The 23,917-nt window shown below is 70.9% G+C and carries 26 protein-coding genes and 1 pseudogene; 17 read left to right on the forward strand and 10 right to left on the reverse strand.

The window, feature by feature from the left end; all coding sequences use genetic code 11:
• Together ACWEPL_RS30050 and ACWEPL_RS30055 are read right to left on the reverse strand one after the other, a co-directional pair.
• Positions 1-195: pseudogene (locus tag ACWEPL_RS30050) on the reverse strand (ABC transporter substrate-binding protein); the annotation flags it as partial.
• Positions 196-212: 17 nt separating this feature from the next.
• The gene (locus tag ACWEPL_RS30055; protein WP_192787934.1) at positions 213-443 is read right to left on the reverse strand and encodes a putative acetyltransferase; all 231 of its coding nucleotides are present in this window, start codon (positions 441-443) and stop codon (positions 213-215) included.
• A gap of 105 nt (positions 444-548) precedes the next feature.
• Between ACWEPL_RS30055 and fdxA the strand changes: the two genes are divergently transcribed.
• The 3 genes from fdxA (at position 549) to ACWEPL_RS30070 (ending at position 2,790) form a co-directional block, all read left to right on the forward strand.
• Positions 549-875: a ferredoxin gene (gene fdxA / locus ACWEPL_RS30060; protein WP_080047500.1), complete on the forward strand. Its 327-nt coding sequence runs from the start codon at positions 549-551 to the stop codon at positions 873-875.
• A gap of 96 nt (positions 876-971) precedes the next feature.
• Complete coding sequence (dapC, locus tag ACWEPL_RS30065; RefSeq protein ID WP_452438138.1) at positions 972-2,042, forward strand: succinyldiaminopimelate transaminase; 1,071 nt, start codon at positions 972-974, stop codon at positions 2,040-2,042.
• 91 nt (positions 2,043-2,133) lie between these two features.
• Positions 2,134-2,790 carry a DUF4178 domain-containing protein gene (locus ACWEPL_RS30070; protein ID WP_363970932.1) on the forward strand — a complete coding sequence of 219 codons (657 nt, stop codon included), beginning with the start codon at positions 2,134-2,136 and terminating at the stop codon, positions 2,788-2,790.
• Positions 2,791-2,796: 6 nt separating this feature from the next.
• Here ACWEPL_RS30070 and ACWEPL_RS30075 read toward each other — a convergent pair whose 3' ends face one another.
• Complete coding sequence (locus tag ACWEPL_RS30075; RefSeq protein ID WP_452438139.1) at positions 2,797-3,618, reverse strand: hypothetical protein; 822 nt, start codon at positions 3,616-3,618, stop codon at positions 2,797-2,799.
• Between the two features lie 38 nt (positions 3,619-3,656).
• Between ACWEPL_RS30075 and ACWEPL_RS30080 the strand changes: the two genes are divergently transcribed.
• The 6 genes from ACWEPL_RS30080 to ACWEPL_RS30105 all read left to right on the forward strand — a co-directional run bounded on the left by ACWEPL_RS30080 (position 3,657) and on the right by ACWEPL_RS30105 (position 8,568).
• The gene (locus tag ACWEPL_RS30080; RefSeq protein ID WP_319709156.1) at positions 3,657-4,490 is read left to right on the forward strand and encodes a 2,3,4,5-tetrahydropyridine-2,6-dicarboxylate N-succinyltransferase; all 834 of its coding nucleotides are present in this window, start codon (positions 3,657-3,659) and stop codon (positions 4,488-4,490) included.
• Positions 4,490-5,545 carry a succinyl-diaminopimelate desuccinylase gene (gene dapE, locus ACWEPL_RS30085; protein WP_452438140.1) on the forward strand — a complete coding sequence of 352 codons (1,056 nt, stop codon included), beginning with the start codon at positions 4,490-4,492 and terminating at the stop codon, positions 5,543-5,545. Before ACWEPL_RS30080 ends, dapE begins: the two co-directional genes overlap by 1 nt.
• Positions 5,546-5,746: 201 nt before the next feature.
• The gene (locus tag ACWEPL_RS30090) at positions 5,747-6,544 is read left to right on the forward strand and encodes an LOG family protein (RefSeq protein ID WP_363970938.1); all 798 of its coding nucleotides are present in this window, start codon (positions 5,747-5,749) and stop codon (positions 6,542-6,544) included.
• Between the two features lie 11 nt (positions 6,545-6,555).
• Positions 6,556-7,140 (forward strand): LOG family protein, encoded by a 585-nt coding sequence (locus ACWEPL_RS30095; protein WP_350725504.1) that lies wholly within the window; start codon positions 6,556-6,558, stop codon positions 7,138-7,140.
• A gap of 82 nt (positions 7,141-7,222) precedes the next feature.
• Positions 7,223-8,017: a hypothetical protein gene (locus ACWEPL_RS30100; RefSeq protein WP_452438141.1), complete on the forward strand. Its 795-nt coding sequence runs from the start codon at positions 7,223-7,225 to the stop codon at positions 8,015-8,017.
• Complete coding sequence (locus tag ACWEPL_RS30105; protein WP_452438142.1) at positions 8,014-8,568, forward strand: DNA-3-methyladenine glycosylase I; 555 nt, start codon at positions 8,014-8,016, stop codon at positions 8,566-8,568. Before ACWEPL_RS30100 ends, ACWEPL_RS30105 begins: the two co-directional genes overlap by 4 nt.
• On the opposite strand, the gene ACWEPL_RS30110 is transcribed toward ACWEPL_RS30105, so the two are convergent.
• From ACWEPL_RS30110 to ACWEPL_RS30120, 3 genes are read right to left on the reverse strand one after another with little or no spacing between them, the layout of a single operon-like run.
• A complete protein-coding gene (locus tag ACWEPL_RS30110) occupies positions 8,528-10,837 on the reverse strand; it encodes a polysaccharide lyase 8 family protein (RefSeq protein WP_452438143.1) in 2,310 nt (769 codons plus the stop codon). The two genes, ACWEPL_RS30105 and ACWEPL_RS30110, sit on opposite strands and share 41 nt — an antisense overlap.
• Positions 10,834-11,610, reverse strand: a complete 777-nt coding sequence (locus ACWEPL_RS30115; RefSeq protein WP_452438144.1) for an enoyl-CoA hydratase-related protein — start codon at positions 11,608-11,610, stop codon at positions 10,834-10,836. Before ACWEPL_RS30115 ends, ACWEPL_RS30110 begins: the two co-directional genes overlap by 4 nt.
• The gene (locus ACWEPL_RS30120) at positions 11,607-12,404 is read right to left on the reverse strand and encodes a PaaX family transcriptional regulator (RefSeq protein WP_355197185.1); all 798 of its coding nucleotides are present in this window, start codon (positions 12,402-12,404) and stop codon (positions 11,607-11,609) included. The genes ACWEPL_RS30115 and ACWEPL_RS30120 overlap by 4 nt, the downstream gene beginning before the upstream one ends.
• Before the next feature lie 160 nt (positions 12,405-12,564).
• On the opposite strand from ACWEPL_RS30120, the gene ACWEPL_RS30125 reads away from it, so the two are divergent.
• Both ACWEPL_RS30125 and ACWEPL_RS30130 read left to right on the forward strand, forming a co-directional pair.
• On the forward strand, positions 12,565-12,732 hold the full coding sequence (locus tag ACWEPL_RS30125) for a DUF3117 domain-containing protein (protein WP_020545024.1): 168 nt from the start codon (positions 12,565-12,567) through the stop codon (positions 12,730-12,732).
• Between the two features lie 78 nt (positions 12,733-12,810).
• Positions 12,811-14,214, forward strand: a complete 1,404-nt coding sequence (locus tag ACWEPL_RS30130; protein ID WP_452438145.1) for a leucyl aminopeptidase — start codon at positions 12,811-12,813, stop codon at positions 14,212-14,214.
• A gap of 84 nt (positions 14,215-14,298) precedes the next feature.
• Here the strand turns inward: ACWEPL_RS30130 and ACWEPL_RS30135 are convergent, their stop codons facing one another.
• Positions 14,299-14,937 carry an O-methyltransferase gene (locus ACWEPL_RS30135; protein WP_363970948.1) on the reverse strand — a complete coding sequence of 213 codons (639 nt, stop codon included), beginning with the start codon at positions 14,935-14,937 and terminating at the stop codon, positions 14,299-14,301.
• A 172-nt stretch (positions 14,938-15,109) separates the two neighbouring features.
• Here ACWEPL_RS30135 and sigE point away from each other — a divergent pair, with 172 nt between their 5' ends.
• From sigE to ACWEPL_RS30155, 4 genes are all read left to right on the forward strand, one after another.
• Positions 15,110-15,742 (forward strand): RNA polymerase sigma factor SigE, encoded by a 633-nt coding sequence (gene sigE / locus ACWEPL_RS30140; RefSeq protein ID WP_350725491.1) that lies wholly within the window; start codon positions 15,110-15,112, stop codon positions 15,740-15,742.
• The gene (locus tag ACWEPL_RS30145) at positions 15,742-16,266 is read left to right on the forward strand and encodes an anti-sigma factor family protein (protein ID WP_357733431.1); all 525 of its coding nucleotides are present in this window, start codon (positions 15,742-15,744) and stop codon (positions 16,264-16,266) included. The genes sigE and ACWEPL_RS30145 overlap by 1 nt, the downstream gene beginning before the upstream one ends.
• A gap of 179 nt (positions 16,267-16,445) precedes the next feature.
• Complete coding sequence (locus ACWEPL_RS30150) at positions 16,446-18,215, forward strand: trypsin-like peptidase domain-containing protein (RefSeq protein ID WP_452438146.1); 1,770 nt, start codon at positions 16,446-16,448, stop codon at positions 18,213-18,215.
• Positions 18,216-18,660: 445 nt separating this feature from the next.
• Complete coding sequence (locus ACWEPL_RS30155) at positions 18,661-19,029, forward strand: sec-independent translocase (protein ID WP_350725486.1); 369 nt, start codon at positions 18,661-18,663, stop codon at positions 19,027-19,029.
• Positions 19,030-19,445: 416 nt separating this feature from the next.
• On the opposite strand, the gene ACWEPL_RS30160 is transcribed toward ACWEPL_RS30155, so the two are convergent.
• Positions 19,446-20,582 (reverse strand): Mrp/NBP35 family ATP-binding protein, encoded by a 1,137-nt coding sequence (locus ACWEPL_RS30160; RefSeq protein ID WP_452438147.1) that lies wholly within the window; start codon positions 20,580-20,582, stop codon positions 19,446-19,448.
• 160 nt (positions 20,583-20,742) lie between these two features.
• Between ACWEPL_RS30160 and ACWEPL_RS30165 the strand changes: the two genes are divergently transcribed.
• Positions 20,743-21,204, forward strand: coding sequence for a MarR family winged helix-turn-helix transcriptional regulator (locus ACWEPL_RS30165; RefSeq protein WP_452438148.1), 462 nt, complete (start codon positions 20,743-20,745; stop codon positions 21,202-21,204).
• Here ACWEPL_RS30165 and ACWEPL_RS30170 read toward each other — a convergent pair.
• Both ACWEPL_RS30170 and ACWEPL_RS30175 read right to left on the reverse strand, forming a co-directional pair.
• Positions 21,188-21,655 (reverse strand): DUF1003 domain-containing protein, encoded by a 468-nt coding sequence (locus tag ACWEPL_RS30170; RefSeq protein WP_355197177.1) that lies wholly within the window; start codon positions 21,653-21,655, stop codon positions 21,188-21,190. The genes ACWEPL_RS30165 and ACWEPL_RS30170 overlap by 17 nt on opposite strands.
• Positions 21,636-22,856, reverse strand: coding sequence for a magnesium transporter MgtE N-terminal domain-containing protein (locus ACWEPL_RS30175; RefSeq protein WP_363970958.1), 1,221 nt, complete (start codon positions 22,854-22,856; stop codon positions 21,636-21,638). Before ACWEPL_RS30175 ends, ACWEPL_RS30170 begins: the two co-directional genes overlap by 20 nt.
• Positions 22,857-22,952: 96 nt before the next feature.
• Between ACWEPL_RS30175 and ACWEPL_RS30180 the strand changes: the two genes are divergently transcribed.
• Complete coding sequence (locus ACWEPL_RS30180) at positions 22,953-23,906, forward strand: EamA family transporter (RefSeq protein ID WP_363970960.1); 954 nt, start codon at positions 22,953-22,955, stop codon at positions 23,904-23,906.
• Positions 23,907-23,917 lie beyond the last annotated feature (11 nt).

The following is a 23,917-nucleotide window of genomic DNA, read 5'->3' on the forward strand; positions in this document are numbered from 1 at the left end:
CACGTTGAGCCGGCCCTCACGCTTGGCGGCCTCGACCAGCCGGTCCATGGTGGCGAAGCCGGCCTTCATGGAGCTCGCCTGGACGTTGACCGGCGGCAAATTCTTGGGCTGGGAAGAGGTGGAGTGGGTGGACGACGCGCCGCATCCGGCGCTGGCGAGGATGGCTGCTGCGGCGGCGCAGGTACGTACGGTCACACAACGAATACTTACCGTTACATTCGTTCAGGTCGAGGAGGCGCGGCCGGAACGACCTTGGCGGCCACCAGCGTCTCCTCCGGGATCTCCACCACAGTGCCGTCTCGTTTGCGAACTTTGAGTAGTCCGTTCTCCCACGACACGAGGATGCCCACCGCATCTCGAAATCCCCCGGGAACGCGCCTACGGGTGGTGATGCGTGCACCTATATCCTGACTTGTGATCGCGATGATGAGACGTGCGGCCACGAGTTTGCCACCCTCCGTTTCGGCCAGCTGGCAAGCACGGCAATACTAGGGCGTAGCAAACCGCGGTCAGAGACATGCCATGGTGCGGAGAAGAAGGAGCTCGAGGTGACCTACGTCATCGCGCAGCCTTGCGTGGACGTCCTGGACAAGGCGTGCATCGAGGAGTGCCCCGTCGATTGCATCTACGAGGGCGAGCGCATGCTTTACATCCACCCCGACGAGTGCGTGGACTGCGGCGCGTGTGAGCCTGTATGCCCCGTCGAGGCGATTTTCTATGAGGACGACCTTCCCGAGCAGTGGAAGGACTTCTACAAGGCGAACGTGGACTTCTTCGAGGACCTCGGCTCGCCCGGTGGCGCCTCGAAGGTCGGGAAGATCGACAAGGACCACCCGGTGGTGGCCGCCCTGCCGCCGCAGGGCGAGGACCACTAGCCGATCCTGTCGCGCCGGGTACGGGGGGCATCCTGGCCGGATGCGCCCCGGTCGGCGTGCGCTTTTTGAGTACGGCACGCACAACCCTGGAGAACCGTGAACAAGTTGCCCGACTTCCCCTGGGACCGGCTGGAGCCGTACAAGGAGCGCGCGCTCGCACATCCCGACGGCATCGTCGATCTCTCGATCGGCACGCCCGTCGATCCCGTGCCGCAGATCGTCCAGGACGCTCTCGCGCAGGCGGCCGACAGCCCCGGCTACCCCTTCACGCACGGCACCAAGGCGCTGCGCGAGGCGGCGGCCGGGTGGCTGCGGCGCAGGCACGGCGTCTCCGTCGATCAGCAGGACGTGCTCCCGCTGATCGGCTCCAAGGAGTTCGTCGCCTGGCTGCCCACCTACCTGGGCGCCGGGCGGGTGGTCTTCCCCGAGCTGGCCTACCCCACCTACGACGTGGGCGCCCGGCTGGCCGGAGCGGTGGGCACGGCCTCCGACAGCACGCTCGCGCTCGGCCCCGAGCGCGTCGACCTCGTCTGGGTCAACTCCCCGGGCAACCCCACGGGCCGGGTGCTGCCCGCCGAACACCTGCGCAAGGTGGTCTCCTGGGCCCGTGAGCGCGGCGCCGTCGTGGCCTCCGACGAGTGCTACATCGAGCTCGGCTGGGAAGAGGAGCCGATCTCGATCCTCCATCCCGACGTCTGCGGCGGCTCCCACGAGGGGTTGCTCGCGGTCCACTCGCTCTCCAAGCGCTCCAACCTGGCCGGCTACCGCGCCGGGTTCGTGACGGGAGATCCCGTCCTGGTCAAGCGACTGCTGGAGACGCGCAAGCACGCCGGCATGATCATGCCCCAGCCCGTACAGGCCGCCATGACGGTCGCGTTCGGCGACGACGAGCACGCCGACCTGCAGCGCGAACGGTACGCCGCCCGCCGCGCCCTGCTGCGGCCCGCGCTGGAGCGGGCGGGGTGGCACATCGACCATTCGACGGCCGGTCTCTACTTCTGGGCGTCGAACGGGCAGAGCGCCTGGGATCAGGTCGGAAAGCTTTCCGAAATCGGCATTTTGGTCGCGCCCGGAGAGTTCTACGGATCGGCAGGTGAGCGGCACATCCGCATCGCGGTTACCGCGACTGATGAGCGGATCGGTGCGGCGGTGCGCCGCCTCCAGTAGGATCGCCCGTCATAGCCGGGCAATCCGGCTGACACGCATAAATTGATAAGGGCTTTTGCCGAGGCAGACCGCGAGTGGAGCGAGCTGATCGATGAGCATGACCTCCATGGTCGTACTCGGGCTGAGCATCGCCACCGTCCTTCTGTTGCTTGGGGCTTTTCTGGCCACCATGCGGCAGGACAGGAAGGGCCGTACGAGCGCGCCGCCGGTCGAGGTCGCCCCCATCGAGACCCCGCTGCCGGCGCCGGTGAGCGCGCCCGGGCATGCCGGCACCGACTACACCGACCCTCGCACGATCCGGGTCGGCGACCGGATCGAGGTGCATGGATCTCCCCGCCGGGTGCTCGGCGCGTTGTTCGTCTCCTGGCAGGGACAGCAGTGGGTCGAATACCTCCTCCGGGACAGCGCCCGCCGCTTCCAGTGGCTCTCCGTCGAGGCGCACGAGGGTGATACGCCCCATCTGGAGGTCCAGCTCTGGACGGACGTGCCCACGCAGGGGATGGTTCCGGCCAAGAGCACGCTGGTGATGGAGGGCGTGGAGTTCTCCCCGATCGAGCGGGGCACGGCGGCGTTCCGGAGCGAGGGCGACACCGGCCATCCTGACCGGGGCCTGCTGGACTTCGCGGACTATCGCGCCTCGGACGGGCGGCTGCTGTCGTTCGAACGCATCCAGGGGCAGTCGTGGACGGCCAGTTACGCCCAGCCCCTGCCGCCGGGCTCGATCACCATCGTCCGCCGCGCCTCCTGACCCTGCTCAGGAGAGCTCGACCTGGGTGGTGCCGGCCTTGCCGGCGGTCTGCCAGTTCTCGAGCTTGACGTCGTTCTTCCACGTCGCCCCCGCGTACCCGACCTGGCGCAGCGCGTACTTCTGCGAGAAGGACACCGACCAGGCGGCGATCAGCCAGCCGCGCCGCTCCGAGGTGACGGCCGTGCTGCCGAGAGCCCTGGCCAGCTGCTTGCGGGCCTCGGCGGTACGGGGCTGCGGCGGCGGGGTCTTCTTGCCCGGCGGATACCAGCAGTGGACGGCGCGCGGGACACGCCCGGTGAAGGCGGCGGCGAGCAGTTTGGCCTCCGTCTCGTGCTGCGCGTACGCGTAGCCGCCCGCCGAGCGCTGCACCTCCTGGGCCGCTTCGGCCAGCGGGATCTTGCGGTAGTTCTTGACCTTCTCCAGCGCGGCGAAGAACTTGTTCGTGGCGTAGACGGGGTCCATGAGCTGCTTCTTGGTGCCCCAGCCCTGCGACTCCCGCTGCTGGAACACGCCCACCGAGTCACGGTCGCCGTAGTCGAGGTTGTAGACCTTGGATTCCTGCAGCGCCGTCGCGTACGCGATCACGACGGCCCGCTCGGGCAGCCGGCGGCGGGCCGCGACGGCCGCGATGGTGGCGGAGATCTCGGCCTGCTCGAAGTCGAGCTCGCGCTCGCCGAGCGGGGTGCGCACGGTGCAGTGCGGCTCCGGCGCCACCGCCAGCGGCTTGGTCTTCTTCAGCAGGTGGAAGAGCCCCACGGAGATGCCCACGGCGAGCACGACGACGATGATCGCGATGGTGATGACTCCACGGGAGAAGCGCAGGCGCACCCTGAAGAACCTACCCGTGGCGGATAAGCTCCGTGGCCATGAGTGACGTGAGCACCACCTCACCGATTTCCCCGGTGGTGGACGAGTTGTGGGAGCGCCGGGCGGAGCTGTCGCCGGCCGACGCCGAGGCGCGCCGGCTGATCGTCGGCGCCGTCGACCTGCTCGACAGGGGCGAGGCCAGGGCCGCGCGCCTGGAGGGTGGCGAGGTGGTCGTGGACGAACGCGCCAAACGGGCCATCCTGCTCAGCTTCAAGGTGCTCGGCATGGCGCGCTCGCAGGTGGGCGACTTCCAGCACCACGACCGGGTCCCGCTCAAGAGCTCGCTCGACGGCGTGCGCGTGGTGCCCGGCGCGATCGCCCGCTGGGGCTCGTACCTGGCGCCCGGGGTGGTGCTGATGCCGTCGTTCACGAACATCGGCGCGTACGTGGACGAGGGGACCATGGTGGACACCTGGGCCACCGTCGGCTCGTGCGCGCAGATCGGGAAGAACGTCCACCTGTCCGGCGGGGCGGGCATCGGCGGCGTGCTGGAGCCGCCCAACGCCGTGCCGGTCGTCGTCGGGGACGGCGCGCTGATCGGCAGCCGCTCGATGATCGTCGAGGGCGCCCGGGTCGGCGAGGGCGCGGTCGTCGGCGCCGGGACGATCCTGTCCGGCTCGATCCCGGTGATCGACGTGCAGACCGGCGAGGAGCTGGCCCGCGGCCACGTCCCCGCGTGGTGCGTGGCCGTCGGCGGCACCCGGCAGAAGGAGTTCCCCGGCGGCACGTTCGGCCTGCCGTGCGTGCTGGTGCTCAAGCGCCTGGAGCCGGGGCAGCGACACGACAAGGCGGCGCTCAACGACGTGCTGCGCGAACACGGAGTGAACACCTGATGCTTGATCTCACGCAGGACGTACGCGCGCTGACCGCGGCGATCGTGGACATCGAGTCGGTGAGCGGCGACGAGCGGGCGCTGGCCGACGCGGTCGAGCGGGCGCTGTCCGCGCTGCCGCATCTCAAGATCGACCGGTCGGGCGAGACGGTCGTGGCCCGCACCGAGCTGGGCCGGTCCGAGCGGGTGCTGATCGCCGGGCACCTCGACACCGTCCCCATCGCCGGCAACCTGCCCAGCCGGGTGGAGGGCGACCTCCTCTACGGGTGCGGCACGTCCGACATGAAGGCCGGCGTGGCGGTCGCGCTCAAGCTGGCGGCCACCGTCCCCGCTCCCGACAAGGACGTCACGTACGTCTTCTACGACTGCGAGGAGGTCGAGGCCGAGCGCAACGGCCTCAACCGCGTGGCCAGGGACCACCCCGACTGGCTGGCGGCCGACTTCGCGGTGCTCATGGAGCCGACCGACGGGACGATCGAGGGCGGCTGCCAGGGCACGCTGCGCGCCGAGGTCACCGTCAGGGGCAAGCGGGCCCACAGCGCCAGGTCGTGGTTCGGGGTCAACGCCATTCACGGGATCGAGCCGGTCCTCGCCAGGCTGAACGCGTACGAGGCGCGGCTGCCGGTGGTCGACGGCCTCGAATACCACGAGGGCCTGAACGCGGTCGGCGTCCGGGGCGGGGTCGCGGGCAACGTCATCCCCGACCTGTGCGTGGTGTCCGTCAACTACCGGTTCGCTCCCGATCTGACGATCGAGCAGGCGCAGGAGCACGTACGCGAGGTCTTCGACGGGTTCGAGGTGAGCTTCGTCGACGCCGCGCCCGGGGCCAGGCCGGGGCTGACGCACCCGGTGGCGGCGGCCTTCACCGAGGCGGTCGGCGGCACGCCGCGCGCCAAGCTGGGCTGGACGGACGTCGCCCGCTTCTCCGCGCTGGGGGTGCCCGCCGTGAACTACGGTCCCGGGGATCCGAACCTGGCGCACCAGCAGGGCGAGTACGTGTCGCTGTCGAAGATCGTCGAGAGCGAGCGGGCCATGCTCAACTGGCTCACAAAATGAAAGTGGCCTTCCTCGCCGGCCATTTGGCGGGGAAGACCACTTTCAGTCCCGAGCAGCACCCTCGTGCAGTTAGACGCAGGGGGGTCGAAATACGGTTCCCTGGTTTTTCCAAGTTTTTTTGGAGCCTGGGTTCACCGGTCTGACCTGCGGTGTTCGCGCTCAGGACGCCCATCTCGCCCGAAGAGGGCTAGCGTGACCAGCATGGAACAGTCACGTCCTGAACGCCGTCAGGGCCAGGCGGTCGTACGCGGCCGCCTGGTGCCCAGCTCCACGCACGACCAGCGCCTGCTCGCCCGCCAGGGGTCCTCTGACTGGGTCCACATGGACCCGTGGCGGGTGCTGCGGATCCAGGCCGAGTTCGTGGAGGGGTTCGGCCAGCTCGCCGAGCTGCCGCCGGCGGTCACGGTCTTCGGCTCGGCGCGCACCGCGGAGGGGGCGCCCGACTACCGGCAGGGCCGAGCGCTCGGCCAGGCGCTGGCCGAGGCGGGCTACGCGGTGATCACGGGCGGCGGCCCGGGCGTCATGGAGGCGGCCAACCGGGGCGCGAGCGAGGTGGACGGCGCGATGTCGGTCGGGCTCGGCATCGAGCTCCCGTTCGAGCAGAGCATGAACGACTATGTCGACCTCGGCATCGAGTTCCGCTACTTCTTCGTGCGCAAGACGATGTTCGTCAAGTACTCGTGCGGCTTCATCGCCCTGCCCGGCGGGTTCGGCACGCTGGACGAGCTGTTCGAGGCGCTGACACTGGTGCAGACCCACAAGGTCACCTCCTTCCCCGTGGTCCTGATGGGCTCGGAGTTCTGGGGCGGGCTGCTCGACTGGATCAAGAGCACCCTGCTCGGCACCGGCAAGATCGCCGCCCCGGACCTCGACCTGATCACCCTCACCGACGACGTGGACGAGGCCGTGCGCATCATCGTGGACGCCGACCTGGCCCGCTCCAGGCAGCGCGAAGAGGAGCTGGAAGCCGCCGCGGCCCAGTACGCCGAGCCCCAGTAGGCTTCCTGGATGTGAATATCTGCGTCTACTGCGCCTCCAGCCTGAACATCGACAAGAAGTACATCGATCTGGCCGGACACGTGGGCGCCGAGCTCGCCAAGCGGGGTCACACCCTGGTGAGCGGCGGCGCCACGGTCTCCTGCATGGGCGCGGTCGGCTCGGCCGTCCGGGCGGGCGGCGGCCGCACGATCGGCGTGATCCCGCAGGTGCTGGTGGACGTCGAGGTGGCGGACGAGGAGTCGGACGAGCTGATCGTCACCACCGACATGCGCGAGCGCAAGGGGATCATGGACGCCCGCTCCGACGCGTTCCTCGTGCTGCCCGGCGGCATCGGCACGCTGGAGGAGCTCTTCGAGATCTGGACCGCGCGGGTGCTCGGCATCCACGACCGGCCCCTGGTGATCCTCGACCCCTGGGGTCTGTACGACCCGCTCAAGCAGCTGATGAACCACCTGTACGACGAGGGCTTCACCCGGCCCGACGTCTTCGACGCGATCTCGTGGACCTCCACGGTGGAGGAGGCGTTCGCCCACCTGGAGGCGCGTCCGCAGCCGGTCCGGCCCAGCGTCGCCGAACTCGGCGAGGCGGTCGGCTGACCGGCGCGCTCACCGCCCGGAGACGCACGGACTGCGGCAAGTGCGGGACCTCATGCCCCGATGGTGTGAGTACGATGCCAATGTGCTGGTCATTCTCGCCATCGCCGCCATCGCCATCTTGGCGTGTGTGGTCTTGGTCTCCCTCGGTAGGGGCGGTGAGCTGACCGAGTTCCCGCCGGATGTGCCGCCTCTCGACCTGCCCGAGCCCGGACAGTTGACGGCGGTCGACTTCATGGCGCTCCAACTTCCGGTCAATCTGGTCGGCTATCACACGGCGAGCGTCGACGAGACCCTGCGCAGGGCCGCCAACGCGATCAGCGCGCGTGACACGCGGATCGCGGTGCTGGAGCAGCGGGTCTCCGAGCTGCTGTCGAGCCGGTTGCACGCGCGCCAGGAGATCTACGCCGCGCCGGGGGCGGGGCTGCGTACCGACCACGCCCCAGAAGCCCCGGCGGTGGCGCGCGAGCTGCCGGAGTCCGGCGATCCCGTGGAGGTGAGCGGCGCCACGGTGTCCTGGGACAGCACGCCGGACCTGCGGCGGGCGCCGGAGGACCCGGAGTGGCGGATCCCGCCGGGCGACGGCGAGCCGGCCCCGGTGGCCGCTCCGGACGAGCAGGCCCAGGCGGAGTCTCCCGACGGCGAGGCCCCAGCGGCCGAAAGCACAGCGGCCGAAAGCACAGCGGCCGAGACCGCAGCGGCCGAGGAGGCCGCCGCCGTTGTCGAGCCCTCCGTCGACGAGAAGCCGGACGAGAAGCTCGACGAGACCGTCGAAGCCGCCGAGGACGACGTGGTCTCCGAGCCGGTGGACGAGTCCAAGGACGGCGCGGAGGCCACGCAGGCCGCGCCACTGGCCAAGGACGGGGACGGGCGCCCGTGACCGAGCTGATCCGGTGCTCCTGGACGGGCATGGCGGGCAACGCGGCCTACATCGCCTACCACGACGACGAGTGGGGCCGCCCGCTCACGGGCGACGACGCGGTCTTCGAGCGCGTGGCCCTGGAGGCGTTCCAGTCGGGCCTGTCGTGGCTGACGATCCTGCGCAAGCGGGAGAACTTCCGCGCGGCCTTCGACCGGTTCTCGATCGCCAAGGTGGCCGCGTACACCGAGCAGGACGTGGAGCGCCTGCTCGGCGACGAGGGCATCGTGCGCAACCGGGCCAAGATCGAGGCCGTGGTCGGCAACGCCAGGGCCGCCATGGACCTTTCCGAGGGCCTGTCGGACCTGGTGTGGCGCTACGCCGACCCGGAGGCCCCCATGCCGAAGAGCATGGCCGACGTGCCCGCCACCACGTCCGGCTCCAAGGCGCTGGCCAAGGAGCTGAAGAAGCACGGTTTCAGGTTCGTCGGCCCGACCACGGCCTACGCGTTGATGCAGGCCATCGGCCTGGTCAACGATCACATCGAGGGCTGCGTGGCCCGTTCGCGCTGAGCTCGAAGGCGTGGGTCGCGCCGAGTGACCCGCCGAGCTCGACGGTCACGGCGGTCGTCCCCCCGGCCCGCGCCGTGACGGTGTCGTCGGCCCTGATGAGCCCGCCCAGCGGGTGGTCGAACGTGATCGTCACGACGTCCACCGTCCGGCTCGGGTCGGCCACCGCCACGGCCACCCGCCCGCCGGCGCGCCGCACGATCACCACGCACGGCGCGTCCACCGCGATCTCCCCGAGGGTCCCGGCCGTCCAGAACACGACCGCGAGCAGCCCCCGCGCCCGCACGGCCTGCAACTCGGCGGTGTTGGCGGCCACCCGCACGGGACGCCGCCCGCGGTACCTGCGGGTCTGCTCGCGCGCCGCGCCCGGCAGCACCGTGTACGCGTAGGAGGTGCTCACGGGGTTGACGCCGTGGTCGATCCAGAGGCTCGCGTAACGCCGCGTGACGGGCTCGACCGCGCCGCCGGTGTCGTCGCCCGCGTTGATGTCGCGCCACCTGCCCGTACGCGTCTCCACGGCGCACTGAGCGCCGTCCAGCACGTAGCCCGCGACACCGGGCAGGTGCGCCCAGCCGTCGCCGACGTGCGGCCGCGCGTCCGTGGCCCGGTTCTCCACCACGGTCACCACCCCGCGCCCGTCCGAGCCGGTGATGCCGCTGCCGAGCGCCACCACGGCCGCGTCGAGGAAGAACCACGACTTGCGCGCCCGCAGGCTCGCGTCCTCGCTCGTCAGCTCCATGACGGCGGCCCCGTACCGGCCGTCGAGCACCGCGCCGCCGGCCCACGCACCGGGCGGGCAGTGGGCGCGGAAGGAGAGGTCCGCGCGCTCGCGGTCGTCCACGGTGGTCCCGGGCAGCCGGTACGGGTCCACCGTCGGCCAGAAGCCCTCGCCGAACTGGCCCAGGTCGCTCGTGTAGAGGTAGGTCATGCCGTCGCCGGTGTACCAGCCGTGCAGGTTCTCGCCGTTGATCGCCTCGTACGCGGCGATCCGGCGCGACGAGAGGCTGAGCGCGAACGACCAGGTGGGCCGCCGGTGCACGATCCGGTCCATCGAGGGGAACACGAAGTGCCCGACGGGCCCGGGAGCGGCCTCGACGTTCACGTCGCGCAGCACCGCGACCGCCCGCCGGGTCTCCGGCACGTCCGCGTGCTCCAGGTAGGGGAGGGCCTTGCCACGCTCGATCCACCCCTTGGCCAGCTCCCGGAAGCGGCCGGCGTACGGCTCCGGCGCGCTCTGGGCCAGCAGCAGGACGGCGCCGATCAGGCCATGGCCGGCCACGGCGTCGGAGAACGCCTGCCGCGTGGCCGCCCGCCCCCTGACCGTGTCCATCAGCAGCCCGTCATGGACGAACGGCGCGTACGACCGCTCGACCGCGTCCAGGACCACGGGCAGGCCCGGATCGCGGACCTGCCACGGCGAACCGTCCAGGAGCGCGAGCGCCTCGGCGACCGCGATGATCAGCGACAGGCCGTAGGAGCCGGTGTACGCGACGCACTCGTGCTGGATGAACGACCCGTCGCGGTAGAAGCCGTCGCCGGACTCGACGTGGCGGAAGACGCTCCTGAGCCCGCCGTCGCGCACGTCCGACAGGCCGTCGCGGGCCAGCGCCAGCTTGTTCGCGCTGCGTCCCGCGATGCCGCGGAAGGCGACGATGGAGGCCTTGTCGGCCCGGTTGGCGCCGCTCTCGCCCGCCTGCGGGTTGCCGGCCCGGCGGTCGGCGTCCGGGCAGAACCGGTCCACGGCCACCAGGTAGGCGTCGAGCCTGGCGCCGTCGAGCCGGTCGCCGAGCAGCACGCACAACCGGGTCAGGTGGGCGGGCGTGCCGATCTCCCAGAACCACCAGTTGCCCGTCTCGGGGAGCCGCTCGTTGTAGTGGCGCTCGTGGAGCACGTCGAGCGCGTCCACCACCCGGGCCGCGACGGCGTCGTCGCCGTGCTGCGCGGTGCCGGGCGTGGCCCAGGCCGTGGCGATGCGCCGAAGGCGGCCGTAGCTGCCCGTGACGTTGCCGGGGCCGCCGGCCGGCGGCAGGTCCGGCCAGAGCGTTCCGGGCGCCATCGAGGCCAGCAGGCCGCCTGCGGCCCCGCTCAGCCTGGCCAGCGGCCCGGCGTAGACAGGATCGGAGACGTCGATCCCGCCGCCGGTGAGCAGGCCGAGCGCGCCCGCGCGGAGAACGTCGAACGCGGGCACGCCTCCGGCGGCGGCCTCCTGCGCGGCCATGGGCAGGCCTCGGGCGGCGGCCTTCTGCGCGGCCGGGTCCGGTGCGGACGTCACTCGGCGCGGAACGTCGGGCGTTCCTTGGCGAGGAAGGCGCGGGTGGCGTTCAGGTGATCCAGGGTGGCGGCGCATTCGTCCTGGAGGTCGGCCTCCATGGCGAGCGAGTCGGGCAGCGAGTGGGTCGCGGCGTAGGCCAGCGCCCGCTTGGTGGCGGCGTAGGCGAGGGCCGGGCCGTGCGCGAGGCGTACGGCCAGCTCGTGGGCGGTCTTCAGGACGTCGTCGGCGGGCACCACGCGCGTGACCAGGCCCAGCTCCAGCGCGCGGGCCGCGTCGAGCGGCTCGCCGAGCAGCAGCAGCTCGGCCGCGCGGCTCCGGCCGACCAGGCGCTGCAGCGTCCAGGAGGCGCCGGAGTCGGGCGCCAGGCCGATGCCGGCGAACGCCAGCGCGAACTTCGCCTTCTCCGAGGCCACCCGCAGGTCGCAGGCGAAGGCCAGGGACGCGCCCGCGCCCGCGGCGACGCCGTTGACCGCGGCCACCACCGGCTTGGCCATGGTGGTGATCAGCTCCACGATCGGGTTGTAGTGGACGCGGACCGTGTCGGCCAGGCCGCGGCCCGCCTCCAGGTTGCCGGCGTGCTCGCGAAGATCCTGGCCCGCGCAGAAGGCCCGGCCCGAGCCGGTCAGCAGCACGGCCCTGATCGCGGCGTCGCCCGCCGCGCGGCGCAGCGCGTCGAGGAGCGCGTCCTTGGTCTCGGCGGTCAGCGAGTTCATGGCGTCGGGGCGGTCGAGCGTGATGGTGGCGACCGTGTCGGCCACGTCATAGCGGATCAAAGTAACTCCCTCTCGACGAACGCGGCGGCCGCGGGCAGCAGCCGGGCGGCCTCCTGCTCGAAGTACGCCCTGGCCTTCTCGCCCGGCCAGCCCGCGGGCAGCAGCTCCGGCGGCAGGCCCGGGTCGCGGAACAGGAAGTTGCGCCAGCCGTGCACGAGCCTGCTCCGGGTGGCGAACACCTGGTCCGCCGGTGCTCTCTCGGGCAGCGTGCTGATCAGCGTGACAGCCTCGGCGAGCCAGTGCTCGTACGCCTCGCCGATGGCGGTCAGATCCCACGCCCTGGCCACCAGCTCCCGCGGGTCGCCCTCCAGCGCCGAGTCGAACCTGTCGGCCCGCACCCCCTCGCCGTCGAGCAGGTTGTCCAGCTCGATCGAGGATCGTGGACCGATCCACGTCGTCTCGGACAAGGACGCGTACCCGAGGAAGGCCAGGTCGGCCCTGAGCCGCTCCCTGCGCGGCCGCTCCTTCACCGGCGCGAAGACGATCACGTGCCACCGGCCGTGCCAGGTCAGCGTCCCGGCTCGGTAAATTCTGAGCGCGGCCTCGTCCAGGCGCCGGCCGCATTTCGGGGTCAGCCCGTAGCCGGCTCCCTGCGGCAGTTTCACCGGCCGCAGCCACCCTTGGCGCACCATTCGTGACACAGCGGTGCGGACGGCGGGAGGGGCTATTTCCAGGGGTTTCATGAGCCTTACGAGCGAGGCGACGGACGCCTGTCCACCGCGCGAGCGCAGGTGGTCTCCATAGAGATCGAACAGAGCGGCGCGAGCGTGCACGAAGTCCAGTTTGGACGCCATCGCACGGCTCGACAACGCATTCTGGGAGGAGATCGTTACCCATGAGCGCTCTCGATGCGGGAGAATAGGACATCACAGAAGACGTGAATGCGCCGACCACCCCTCACGGGCGGTCGGAAATCGCGGGCCGCGGGAGCCCAAGGCAGGAAGGGATGCACGCATGGCGGCGATGAAGCCGCGGACCGGCGATGGTCCGCTCGAGGTCACCAAGGAAGGGCGCGGCATTGTCATGCGGGTCCCCCTGGAGGGTGGCGGCCGGCTCGTCGTGGAGATTTCCGCCGACGAGGCGAAGGCGCTCGGCGAGGCGTTGAAGAACGTCGTCGGCTGAGAGCTCCCGAGAGACCACCTTTTCCACGACCCTGGCGTAATCCGGCGCCAGGGTCGCTGACGTTCGAGGAGAGAATCCGTGCCGATTGAGACCACTGCGTCGGTGGTCGCCCAGGTTCCCGACGGAGCCGAGCTGCTGGCCGTTCCCTTTGACTCCACCCTCAGCCCCGAGGTCGAGCTGCACCTGCCGGTGTCCGACCTGCTGGCCCACTACGAGGCCAAGGGGGAGGCGGGGGAGATCGTCGAGGTTCCCGTGGCCAGGGGCGGCGGTGTCGGCCGCGTCCTGCTCTACGGAGTGGGCGACGGCTCGCCGCGGGCCCTGCGCAAGGCCGGCGCCGCGCTCGCCCGCAGAGCCAGGGGCAGGGACACGCTGACCGTGGTCGCGCCCGACGGCGACGTGGCGGCGTTCGCCGAGGCGGCGCTGCTCGCGGCGTACTCGTTCAAGATCGGCAACGGGGGCAAGAAGCCGGTGCGGGCGCTGGCCCTCGCGGGCGCGGACGCGGCGCAGGTGCGGCGCGCGCAGGTCGTGGCGCAGGCGGTGGCGCTCGCCCGCGACCTGGCCAACACGCCTTCCTCCGTCAAGAACCCCGCGTGGCTGGCCGAGCGGGCCGCCGAGGTCGGGGTGCCCGCGCGGATCTGGGACGAGGAGCAGCTGCAGGCCGACGGGTTCGGCGGCATCCTCGCGGTCGGCAGGGGCTCGGCCAGCCCGCCCCGCCTCATCCAGCTCTCCTACACCCCCGCCGAGCCCACCGACCGGCACGTGGTGCTGGTGGGCAAGGGGATCACGTTCGACTCGGGCGGGCTGTCGCTCAAGCCCAACGAGAACATGAAGACCCAGAAGACCGACATGGCGGGCGGCGCGGTGGTGATCGCCGTGCTCGGCGCGCTGGCCGAGCTGGGCGCTCCCGTACGGGTCACCGGGCTGATCGCCTCCGCCGAGAACATGCCCTCGGGCACGGCGCAGCGGCCCAGCGACGTGATCAAGCATTACGGCGGGCGCACGGTCGAGGTGCTCAACACCGACGCCGAGGGCCGGCTGGTGCTGGCCGACGCCCTCGCCTACGCCGACGCCGTCCTCGACCCCGACGAGGTCGTGGACATCGCCACCCTCACCGGGGCGATCACGGTGGCGCTCGGCCGCAACGTCGGCGCCGTCTACGCCTCCGACGACGCTCTGGCCAAGGGGCTCCTGGACGCCGGGCAGGTGAGCGACGACCGGCTGTGGCGGATGCCGCTGATCGAGGACTACACGCCCGCGCTGGAGTCGTCGATCGCCGACCTGGCCAACGTCGAGGCCGGGTCCAGGTTCGGGGCCGGGTCGATCACGGCGGCGCTGTTCCTGCGGGAGTTCGCGGGACGGCGGCCGTGGGCGCACCTCGACATCGCCGGCGTCGGGCGCAGCACGGTGGACGAGGGCACGCTGACCAAGGGCGCCACGGGATTCGGCGTCCGCCTCCTGCTGGAGTGGCTCACCCGCGCCTAGCAGCCGGCTCGCTCGCGGCTGGGCGGCCCACCGGGGCCGGCCGGCTCGCGCAGGCAGCGCTCCGCCCGAGTGGCTCGCCTGCGGCTAGTCGGCGATCTTGATGGCGGCCAGCAGGCCGTCGCCCAGCGGTATGAGCACCGAGCGCAGGCGGTCGTCCGACTGCACCAGCTTGCCCACCTCGCGCAGCGCCACCGTGTCGGTGTCGCGTTGCGCGGGGTCGGCCACCCGGTTGTGCCACAGCATGTTGCCGAAGGCCACGATGCCGCCCACGCGCAGCAGGCGGACCGCCTCGGCGAGGTAGTCGGCGTACTCCTGCCTCGCGCCGTCGGCGAACACCATGTCGTAGCCGCCGTCCGACAGCCGCGGCAGCACGTCGAGCGCCCGGCCCGAGATGAGCCGCACCCGCCCGCCGGAGAAGCCCGCCTCCGCGAACGCCTGTCTGGCCAGCCGCTGGTGCTCGGGCTCGACGTCCACGCTCGTGAGCGTCCCGTCCGTACGCATGCCGCGCAGCAGCCACAGCCCCGAGACGCCGCAGCCCGTGCCGATCTCGACGACGGATTTGGCGTTGACGGCGGTGGCGAGGAAGCACAGTGCCGCCCCGCCGCCGGGAAGGATGGGTGTGGCCCCCATCTCCAGCCCGCGCTGTCGCGCCGTGTGCAGGAGCTCATCTTCCTGATGGAACTGCTCCGCATAGGCCAGAGTGGCCTCCACCGGGTTGGTCATCGGCCGCCTCCCCCGCTTTCGTGCGATTGGTCCACGTGATTGGCACCGATCGCAGCCTAGGGGAGACACGCCAGGACGGGAACTCAGGAGGGACCTAAGGCGTTGCAGGTTTAAACGGGCTTTGCCGGTCCGGAAGGCAGGCAGTGCGCACGAAGGGACGAAACCAGGCACTATGGCGGTAGCGGTGGTCCCAAAGAGAGGAGTTCTGGTGGACGAAAGCGACCACCAGGCGGATGCTCCCGTGTCGTCTGATTGGACACCTCCCACATGGGAGGAAGTGGTGCGGACTCACTCCGCACGCGTGTATCGGCTGGCATACCGGCTGACCGGCAATGTCCACGACGCGGAAGACCTCACCCAGGAGGTCTTCGTCCGCGTCTTCAGGTCGCTGTCGAGCTACACCCCGGGCACGTTCGAGGGGTGGCTGCACCGGATCACGACGAACCTGTTCCTCGACATGGCGCGGCGCAAGCAGCGCATCAGGTTCGAGGGGCTGGCCGACGACGCCGCCGAGCGGCTGCGTGGCCGTGAGCCGTCCCCGGCGCAGGCGTTCGATGACGCCCACCTGGAGCCCGACATCCAGGCCGCCCTCGACGCGCTCGCCCCCGAGTTCCGGGCCGCGATCGTGCTGTGTGACATCGAGGGCCTTTCTTACGAGGAGATCGCGGCCACGCTCGGCGTCAAGCTGGGTACGGTCCGAAGCCGTATTCACCGTGGCCGGGCGCAGTTGCGGGAGGCACTCGATCATCGAGCCCCCCGTAATTCTCAACTCCCCCCGACCGTGATCCGTGGGGAGGAATTCTGATGGCTCATCTTGGAGAACGCGTGTCCGCGCTCGTGGACGGCGAGCTCAACCACACCGAGCGCGAGCGCGCGCTGGCTCATCTGACCTTCTGTGCCGACTGTCGGCAAGAGGTCGAGTCGGTACGGGCGCTGAAGTCGCGCCTGCGCTCCCTGGAGGGGCCGGCGATGCCGGCCGATCTGACGATGTCCCTGCTCCGGATGGCGGAGCCGGGCGGCCCGCTGCCGCCGAGGGAGCGCCCTTTTCCGTCCCGCACCTTCGGCGGGGTGCCCATCCCTGGGCCGCACACCATCGCTCCGCTGGACAACCGCCCGCGGAGGGACGCCACTGGTGGGGCCTCGGGCCCTGGTCGCGGCGGTAGGCGGCGTTCGGCCTACGTGGCCGTAGGGGTGGTCTCCGCGGCCGTCGCGCTCGGCACCTTCTTCGCGGCCACCGGCGTCGGACAGAACAACCCGGCGCCGCCGGTGGAGCTGTTCCAGCAGCCGCGCACCTCGCCGGCGGGCGCGCCCTCGACGGCCACTCCTTGACCTGGGGTTGACCTCCGGCTATGCCTGGGAGACTTGGACTTGGCGTACTTGGCAGCGCGCTGGGCATACGATCTGGGTTCGGGATTTGTCACAAGCGATTCCTGACAAATGCTTTATGACCCTCGTATGCCGCAAGAGCGAGGATTGCGGTGGCCGAGCCAAGGAGTGGTGAGACTTAGATGACCGACGAGACGCGCCCCACCGAAGGACGCACGCCGTCGGACTACCCCGAACCACAGGGGCGGCCGGACTTCCTGCCCGCGGACGACTCGCCTGACCAGGCCGGCCGGTTGCCTGAGCCGCCGGCCTCGTTCGGCACCTCTTGGGGCGACCCGTCGGGTCGCCCCTCTTCGGGTGTCCCCCCGTATGGTGGCCCGACCTCCGGCGCTCCCACGTTCACCAGTCCCTCGTTCGGCTCCCCGAGCTCCTACGAGAGCCCTTCGTACAGTCACGAGGGCAGCGGCCCGTCGTTCAGCGCCTCCTACGACAGCGGCTCCGCGTTCGGAAGCCCTTCCTACGACAGCGGCTCCACGTTCGGAAGCCCTTCACACGAGAGCGCCGGCCCCTCCTACGGGAGCGGCCCCTCGTATGGGAGCGCTCCGTCCTACGGCAGCGGTCCGTCCTATGGGAGCGGTCCGACGTATGGCGGCGGACCGGACAACGGGACGCGTGCCTACGAGAGCCCGCTGTTCGGCGGCCCTTCCCCGTCCGGTCCCACCGGCGCCAACACTCCGCCGCCACCGCCCCGTCAGGCGCTTCCCCTGGGCGCGGGCTGGGCGCCGCCGCCTCCCGGCGCGGACGCGGGCTCCTCGGGGGGCAGGCGCGGGCCGAGCACGGTCCTGCTCGTCTCGACCGCCGTGGCCATCGCTCTGGTGGCCTCGCTGCTCGGCAGCGTCGGCACCTACCTGCTCACCAAGCCGAGTGACGGCAACGACCCCGGCTACAGCCTCGGCCCCCTGCCGACCGGCGGCGCCGCCAACCGGGAGCCCGGATCGGTGGCGGGCGTGGCCGCGCGGGTGCTGCCCAGCGTGGTCTCGATCGAGGCCGGCACCACCACCGAGGGCGCGACCGGGTCCGGCTTCCTGATCAAGAACGGCTACGTGGTGACCAACAACCACGTCGTCGCGCTGGCCGCCAAGGGCGGCGAGATCCGGATCATGTTCAACAACCGCAAGACCACCCCGGGCAAGATCGTGGGCCGCGACCCCGGCTCGGACCTGGCCGTGATCAAGCCCGAGGACACGTTCGGGACGCCGGAGATCACCCTCGGCAACTCCGACCAGGTCGTGGTCGGCGACCCGGTCATCGCGATCGGCTCCCCGCTGGGCCTCACGGGCACGGTGACGACGGGCATCGTCAGCTCGCTCAACCGCCCGGTCATCGCGGGCGACGAGACGGGCGCCGGCACGGAGGAGCCCGCCTACATCAGCGCCATCCAGACGGACGCCGCCATCAACCCGGGCAACTCGGGCGGCCCGCTGGTGAACGGCAAGGGCGAGGTCGTCGGCGTGAACTCGGCCATCGCCACCCTCGGCCGCTCGGTGAACAGCCAGAGCGGCAGCATCGGCCTGGGCTTCGCGATCCCCGTCAACCAGACGCGGCGCGTGGCCGAAGAGCTGATCACCACCGGCAAGGCCAAGCGGCCCAGGATCGGCGTTGTCCTGGACAAGGACTACAAGGGCCAGGGCGTGAAGATCGCGTCGGCTCCCAGCGGCGGCCGCCAGCCGGTGGACGTCAACGGGCCGGCGGACAAGGCCGGGCTGAAGGCGGGCGACGTCATCCTGGAGATCGACGGGCTGACCCTGCAGGACGGGAACGAGCTGATCGCCCTGATCCGCAGCAAGGCGCCGGGCGCCAAGATCACCATCAAGTACCAGCGCGCCGGCCAGGAACGCACCGCCACCCTCACCGTGGTCGCCGACGACGAGCCCACCCCGACGCCGTCCTGATCCGCCCGGCCGTCCTTGTCGGCGGCCCTGTGCGCTTCTTCACAGCGGCGCGGGCGGTTCGGCGTCCGTCCTTCGGGTTCTTCATCGCGGCGCGGGCAGTTTGGTGTCCGTCCTTCGGTTTTTGAAGGCCGCGCACGGTGGGGACGACCCGCGCCGCCTTTGGTTTCCGTCCTTCGAGTTTTTACGGCTGCGCACGGCAGGCACCACCCGCCGACCCGGGTGACCGGCCCTCCAGGGAGACGCTTACCAGCTTCCCGGCCGCGCCGCCGTAACGGACGGTGCGACCGGCTGGGTGGTAGACGCGTTGACCAGGGCCGAAGGGGTGTATGCGGGGAAAGTCGGTGATATGACCGAGGGGGGACGACCGACCTACGCCCGGGAGCCCTTAGTCTGTGGATAGGCCGGGGTTGTCCTCGGAGTGATTGGACTGCGGTAGGAGCTCACGGTGTTCGGACTCGGGTGGATGGAGATCGGAGCGCTGATCGTCATCGCGCTGCTCGTCTTCGGTCCCGACAAGCTGCCTCAGGCCGCATCTCAGGCCGGCAAGACGCTGCGCAACCTGCGCCGGATGGCGAACAACGCGCGTGACGACCTGCGTTCCGGGCTGGGCCCGGAGTTCGCCAATTTCGACCCCGCCGACCTCAACCCGAGGAACTTCGTCCGCAAGCACCTGCTCGACGACCTCGAGGACGACTGGAACGACAACAACCGGCCTCGGGAGCTGGAGCCCGCCACGACGGCTCCGTACTCGCCCGAGCCGGTGGACGAGCTCGGCTACGGGGAGATTCCCCCTTACGACTCAGAGGCCACCTGACGGGCCAGGGAAGGCTCGTCGCCGTCCATACGGCCCGCCGCCTCCCGGACGGCACACGGGGGCTCAAACAGCCCGCCACCCGTCCTCCTGGACCATCGTCGCCCACAAGCGCTCATATGGCCCTCTGAGGGTCCTCCACGCCCGTTCGGGCGCGCCTGGTCAACGCTGTTGACCACCCAGCCGGTCACGCCTGCCCGTTGCGGCGGCGCGCCGGGGAAGCCGGTGAGCGTTCCCCTGGAAGGCCGGTCACCCGGGTCGGTGGGTGGCGCCTGCCGTGCGCAGCCGTAAAGGATCCGAAGGACGGGCGCTGAGGACGGCGTGGATGCTCGCCGTGCGTAGCCGTGAAGGACCTCAAGGGGACTGAGAACGGCGCCCGCCCGGAGGACGGGCGCCGGAAATCAGGCAAGTGCCGAAAATCAGCGGTTGGGGGAGAGGCCGAGTTGGAGGCCCTTGAGGCTGGTGGAGCGCTTGCTGAGGCTGGAGGCGATATTGCGGAGTTCGGCCGCCGCCGGTGCGTCGGGCTCCGTCAGGACCAGCGGCTTGCCCTCGTCGCCGCCCTCGCGGAGCCGGAGGTCGATCGGGACCTGGCCCAGGAGCGGGACGCGGGCGCCCAGCGTGCGGGTGAGCGCGTCGGCGACCGTCTGGCCGCCACCCTCCCCGAACACGGCGATGCGCTCGTCGCAGTGGGGGCACGGCAGCCAGGCCATGTTCTCGATGACGCCGGCGATCTGCTGGTGCGTCTGCGCGGCGATCGAGCCCGCCCGCTCGGCCACCTCGGCGGCGGCCATCTGCGGCGTCGTCACGACCAGGATCTCCGCCGTGGGCAGCCGCTGCGCCACCGAGATCGCGATGTCGCCCGTGCCCGGGGGCAGGTCGAGGAGGAGGACGTCGAGGTCGCCCCAGTAGACGTCGGCCAGGAACTGGTGGAGCGCCCGGTCGAGCATCGGCCCGCGCCAGACCACCGGCGTGTTGCCCTCCGGCTTGAACATCCCGACCGAGATGACCTTGATGTCGTGGGCCACCGGCGGCATGATCATGTCTTCGACCTTGGTAGGCCGCTCGGCGGCACCCAGCATGCGCGGGATGCTGTGGCCGTAGATGTCGGCGTCGACGATGCCGACCTTCATGCCGCTGGAGGCCATCGCGGCGGCCAGGTTGACCGTCACGGACGATTTGCCGACCCCGCCCTTGCCGCTGGCCACCGCGAACACGCGGGTCAGCGAGCCCGGCTGGTTGAACGGGATCTCCTTCTCCGGCCCCCGGTTGCCCCGCAGCTTGGTCTGCAGCTGCTTGCGCTGCTCGGTGCTCATGACATCAAGCTCGATCTGGACGCCCGCCACGCCGTCGAGCTTGGCGACGGCGTTGGTGACGTCGCGGCGGATGGTGTCCTTCAGCGGACAGCCCGCCACGGTGAGGAAGATGCCCACGCGCACCACGCCGTCGGGAGCGATATCGATGCTCTTGACCATGTCGAGGTCCGTGATCGGGCGACGGATCTCGGGGTCGATGACGTTGGCGAGAGCCGCCGTCACCTGTTCCTGGGTAGGTGCCATCGAAGTCTCGGCACGAGGGAGTGCCGTCCCTCCTTTGTCGGTATATGTGTGACAGGCGCAGGACGCCAGTGAGGATGCCCCTCCATGGTATGAACCGGCGGCCTCACTGAGTTAATCCGTGCTGTTAGATGTCTGTGCAACAACGTCCTAAGGTTACTCCGTGACTCTTCTGCGCGACGAGGGCCTGACCGCCGAGGAGCTGGCGGTCTGGCGGATGATGCAGCGCGCCCAGGTGCGCATCACCCGGCATCTGGAGGCGGAGCTGCTCGTCGCCCACGATCTGCCGCTGGCCTCGTACGAGGTGCTCGTGCAACTGGCCGAGGCGCCGGAGCGGCGGCTGCGCATGAACGATCTCGCGGGCCGTGTCCTGCTCTCCCGCAGCGGCCTGACCAGGCTCATCGACCGGCTGCAGCGGGACGGGCTGGTGTCGCGGGAGGCCTGCGCGAACGACGCCCGCGGGCTGTTCGCCGTGCTGACGGACGCCGGCGCGGAGCGGCTGGCCGAGGCCACCCCGACCTACCTGGGCGGCGTCCGGACCCAGTTCCTCGACCTGCTGGGCGCGGAGGAGATCACCCGCGTCCGGGCGATGGTCGCCAAGCTGGACCTCAGCGACTCTCCTTGAGCTCCTCGGCGAGGCGTCCGAGCTCGGCGCGCAGGTAGTCGCGCGTGGCCAGCTCGTTCAGCGCCAGGCGCAGCCCCGCGATCTCGCGGGTCAGATACTCGATCTCGGCCTGGTTGCGGTCGGCGGTCTCGCGGTCCTGCTCGTACTGGATGCGGTCCCGGTCGCCCTGGCGGTTCTGGGCCAGCAGGATCAGCGGCGCGGCGTAGCTGGCCTGCAGCGACAGCATCAGCGTCAGGAAGATGAACGGATACGGGTCGAACTTGAGGTTCGGTGGCGTGAACGCGTTCCAGATGACCCAGATCGCGACGACCACGGTCATGTAGACGATGAAGCGCGCGGTGCCGAGGAAGCGGGCGATCTGCTCCGACAGGCGGCCGAACGCCTCCGGGTCGTAGTGCGGCCGCAGCGAGCGGCGCAGGGCCCGGGGCTCGTCAAGCCGTTCGGTCGTCATGATCGTCGGTCCCCTCACGCCAGTCCTCGGGCAGGATGTGGTCGAGCACGTCGTCCACCGTCACCGCGCCGACGAGCCGGCCCAGCTCGTCCACGACCGGGGCGGCGACGAGGTTGTAGTTGGCCAGGTAGCGGGTGACCGCGCGCAGCGTGAAGTCCGGCCTGATCGGGTCGATCGACGGGTCGATCACGCCGCCGAGCAGCGTCGACGGCGGCTCGCGCAGCAGCCGCTGGAAGTGCGAGACGCCCAGGTACGTGCCCGTCGGCGTCTCGGTGGGCGGCCGGGCCACGTAGACCTGCGCCGCCACGGCGGGCGTGAGGTCCTGCTGCCTGATGTGGGCCAGCGCCTCGGCCACCGTGGCGGTGGGGGGCAGGATGACCGGTTCGCTGGTCATCACGCCGCCCGCGCTGGTCTCAGGGTAGGTCAGCAGGCGCCGCACGGGGGCGGCCTCCCCGGGCTCCATCAGGGCCAGCAGCTTGGCCGCCTGGTCCTCCGGGAGGTCGTGCAGCAGGTCGGCCGCGTCGTCGGGGCCCATCTCCTCCAGCACGTCGGCCGCCCGCTCGGGCTCCAGCGTGCCGAGGATGGAGATCTGGTCGTCGGGCGGAAGCTCTTCGAGCACGTCGGCGAGCCGCACGTCGTTCAGGGCTCGGGCGATCTCGATGCGCCGCTTGCTCGGCAGCTCGTGCAGCGCGCTGGCCATGTCGGCGGCCCGCAGCGACTCGAACGCGGAGATCAGCCCGGCCGCCCCCTGGTCCTTCTGCAGCCTGTCGAACCCGGAGACCTCCTCCCACTCGACGATCCGCGGGTCGCGCCGCCTGCCCTTGTAGAGGGCAACCTGGGTGATCTCCCAGTGGGACGGCTTGATCTCCTCCATGGCCACGTCGTAGACGGTCATGGGCTCGCCCTTGTGGGTGACGCCCAGGTCCAGCATCTCGCCGATCACCAGCGTCTCGGTGGCGCGCTGCTCGAACCTGCGCATGTTGAGCCGCCCGGTGAAGACCACGGCCCCCGTCTCGATGCGGCGTACCCGGGTGATGGGCAGGAACACCCTGCGGCGCGGCTGCACCTCCACCACCAGGCCGTGCACCGTGGGCCGGAGGCCGATGCGCAGGCCGACCACCACGTCCCTGACCCGGCCGATCTGGTCGCCCGCGGGGTCGAAGACCGGGGTGCCCGGCAGCCGGGCCACGAAGATCTTCACGTGGCCAGGCTAACAGTGCTGCCCCATTGCGCCCCGCACGCCTCTCATGTCAGTATCAAACGTGCTTAACGGTAATTACTGCCCAGGTGGTGCGCGATGAGGTACGCGGGGCTCGGGCTCGCCTTCGTGTCCTCCTGGTGTTTCGCGTTCTCGGGTCCGATGGCCAAGTACCTGATCACCGCCGGGTTGGCGCCGATCGAGGCCGTCTGGACGCGGATGGCGGGCGCGGGGCTGCTGCTGCTGGCCGTGCTGGCCGTGGTGAAGCCCAAGGCGCTGCGGATCCCCAGGTCCAGGCTGCCGTTCTTCGGGCTGTACGCGGTGATGGCGGTGGCCGGGGTGCAGTCGCTGTATTTCGTGGCGATCACGCGGCTGCCGGTGGGGATCGCGCTGCTGCTGGAGTTCATGGCGCCGGTGATGGTGGTGGCCTGGGTGCGGTTCGTACGGAAAGTACGGCTCGCGCGGGCGGCCTACATCGGGGCGGTCGTCGCGGTCCTGGGCCTCGGGATCGTGGTCGAGGCGTGGCAGGGGATGCGGCTGGACGCGCTGGGCCTGGTGCTCGGCCTGCTGGCCGGGGCGTGCTGCGCCGGATATTTCCTGATGAACGATAGCTTCGGCGACGACGTTGACCCGCTCGGCCTCATCGCCTGGGGGATGGCGGGGGCGGCCGTGGTGCTGATCCCGTTCGCCCGGCCGTGGGACATCCCGTGGGCGGCCTTCACGGCCACCGTCGCGCCGGAGGGCGGCCGGACGTTGCCGGTGCTGGGCGCGTACCTGTGGATGGTGCTGGTCGCGACCGTGATCGCGTACATCCTGGGTGTGAACGCCGTGCGGCGGCTGTCGGCCGCGGTGGGGGCCACGGTCGCCTCGCTCGAGGTCATCGGCGGCGCGGTGGTGGCCTGGGCCCTGGTCGGCGAGACGCTGGGCGTCTTCCAGATCGTGGGCGGCCTGCTCGTGCTGTCCGGCGCGCTGCTCGCCCAGACCGCCACGGCGAGCCCCTCGCCGTCACCGGCGGCGGAGGTCGAGGCGGAGCCCGTCGCCGTCAGAGGCTGACTCTCGAAGCC

This window comes from Nonomuraea sp. NPDC004186, assembly GCF_053603495.1.

Excerpts from the sequence above, each read along its gene's own strand:
- ACWEPL_RS30070 (WP_363970932.1), top strand. The coding sequence starts at position 2,134 with ATGAGCATGACCTCCATGGTCGTACTCGGGCTGAGCATCGCCACCGTC.
- ACWEPL_RS30080 (WP_319709156.1), top strand. The coding sequence starts at position 3,657 with ATGAGTGACGTGAGCACCACCTCACCGATTTCCCCGGTGGTGGACGAG.
- dapE (WP_452438140.1), top strand. The coding sequence starts at position 4,490 with ATGCTTGATCTCACGCAGGACGTACGCGCGCTGACCGCGGCGATCGTG.
- ACWEPL_RS30090 (WP_363970938.1), top strand. The coding sequence starts at position 5,747 with ATGGAACAGTCACGTCCTGAACGCCGTCAGGGCCAGGCGGTCGTACGC.
- ACWEPL_RS30120 (WP_355197185.1), bottom strand. The coding sequence starts at position 12,404 with ATGGCGTCCAAACTGGACTTCGTGCACGCTCGCGCCGCTCTGTTCGAT.
- ACWEPL_RS30125 (WP_020545024.1), top strand. The coding sequence starts at position 12,565 with ATGGCGGCGATGAAGCCGCGGACCGGCGATGGTCCGCTCGAGGTCACC.
- ACWEPL_RS30135 (WP_363970948.1), bottom strand. The coding sequence starts at position 14,937 with ATGACCAACCCGGTGGAGGCCACTCTGGCCTATGCGGAGCAGTTCCAT.
- sigE (WP_350725491.1), top strand. The coding sequence starts at position 15,110 with ATGGCGGTAGCGGTGGTCCCAAAGAGAGGAGTTCTGGTGGACGAAAGC.
- ACWEPL_RS30145 (WP_357733431.1), top strand. The coding sequence starts at position 15,742 with ATGGCTCATCTTGGAGAACGCGTGTCCGCGCTCGTGGACGGCGAGCTC.
- ACWEPL_RS30150 (WP_452438146.1), top strand. The coding sequence starts at position 16,446 with ATGACCGACGAGACGCGCCCCACCGAAGGACGCACGCCGTCGGACTAC.
- ACWEPL_RS30160 (WP_452438147.1), bottom strand. The coding sequence starts at position 20,582 with ATGGCACCTACCCAGGAACAGGTGACGGCGGCTCTCGCCAACGTCATC.
- ACWEPL_RS30170 (WP_355197177.1), bottom strand. The coding sequence starts at position 21,655 with ATGACGACCGAACGGCTTGACGAGCCCCGGGCCCTGCGCCGCTCGCTG.
- ACWEPL_RS30180 (WP_363970960.1), top strand. The coding sequence starts at position 22,953 with ATGAGGTACGCGGGGCTCGGGCTCGCCTTCGTGTCCTCCTGGTGTTTC.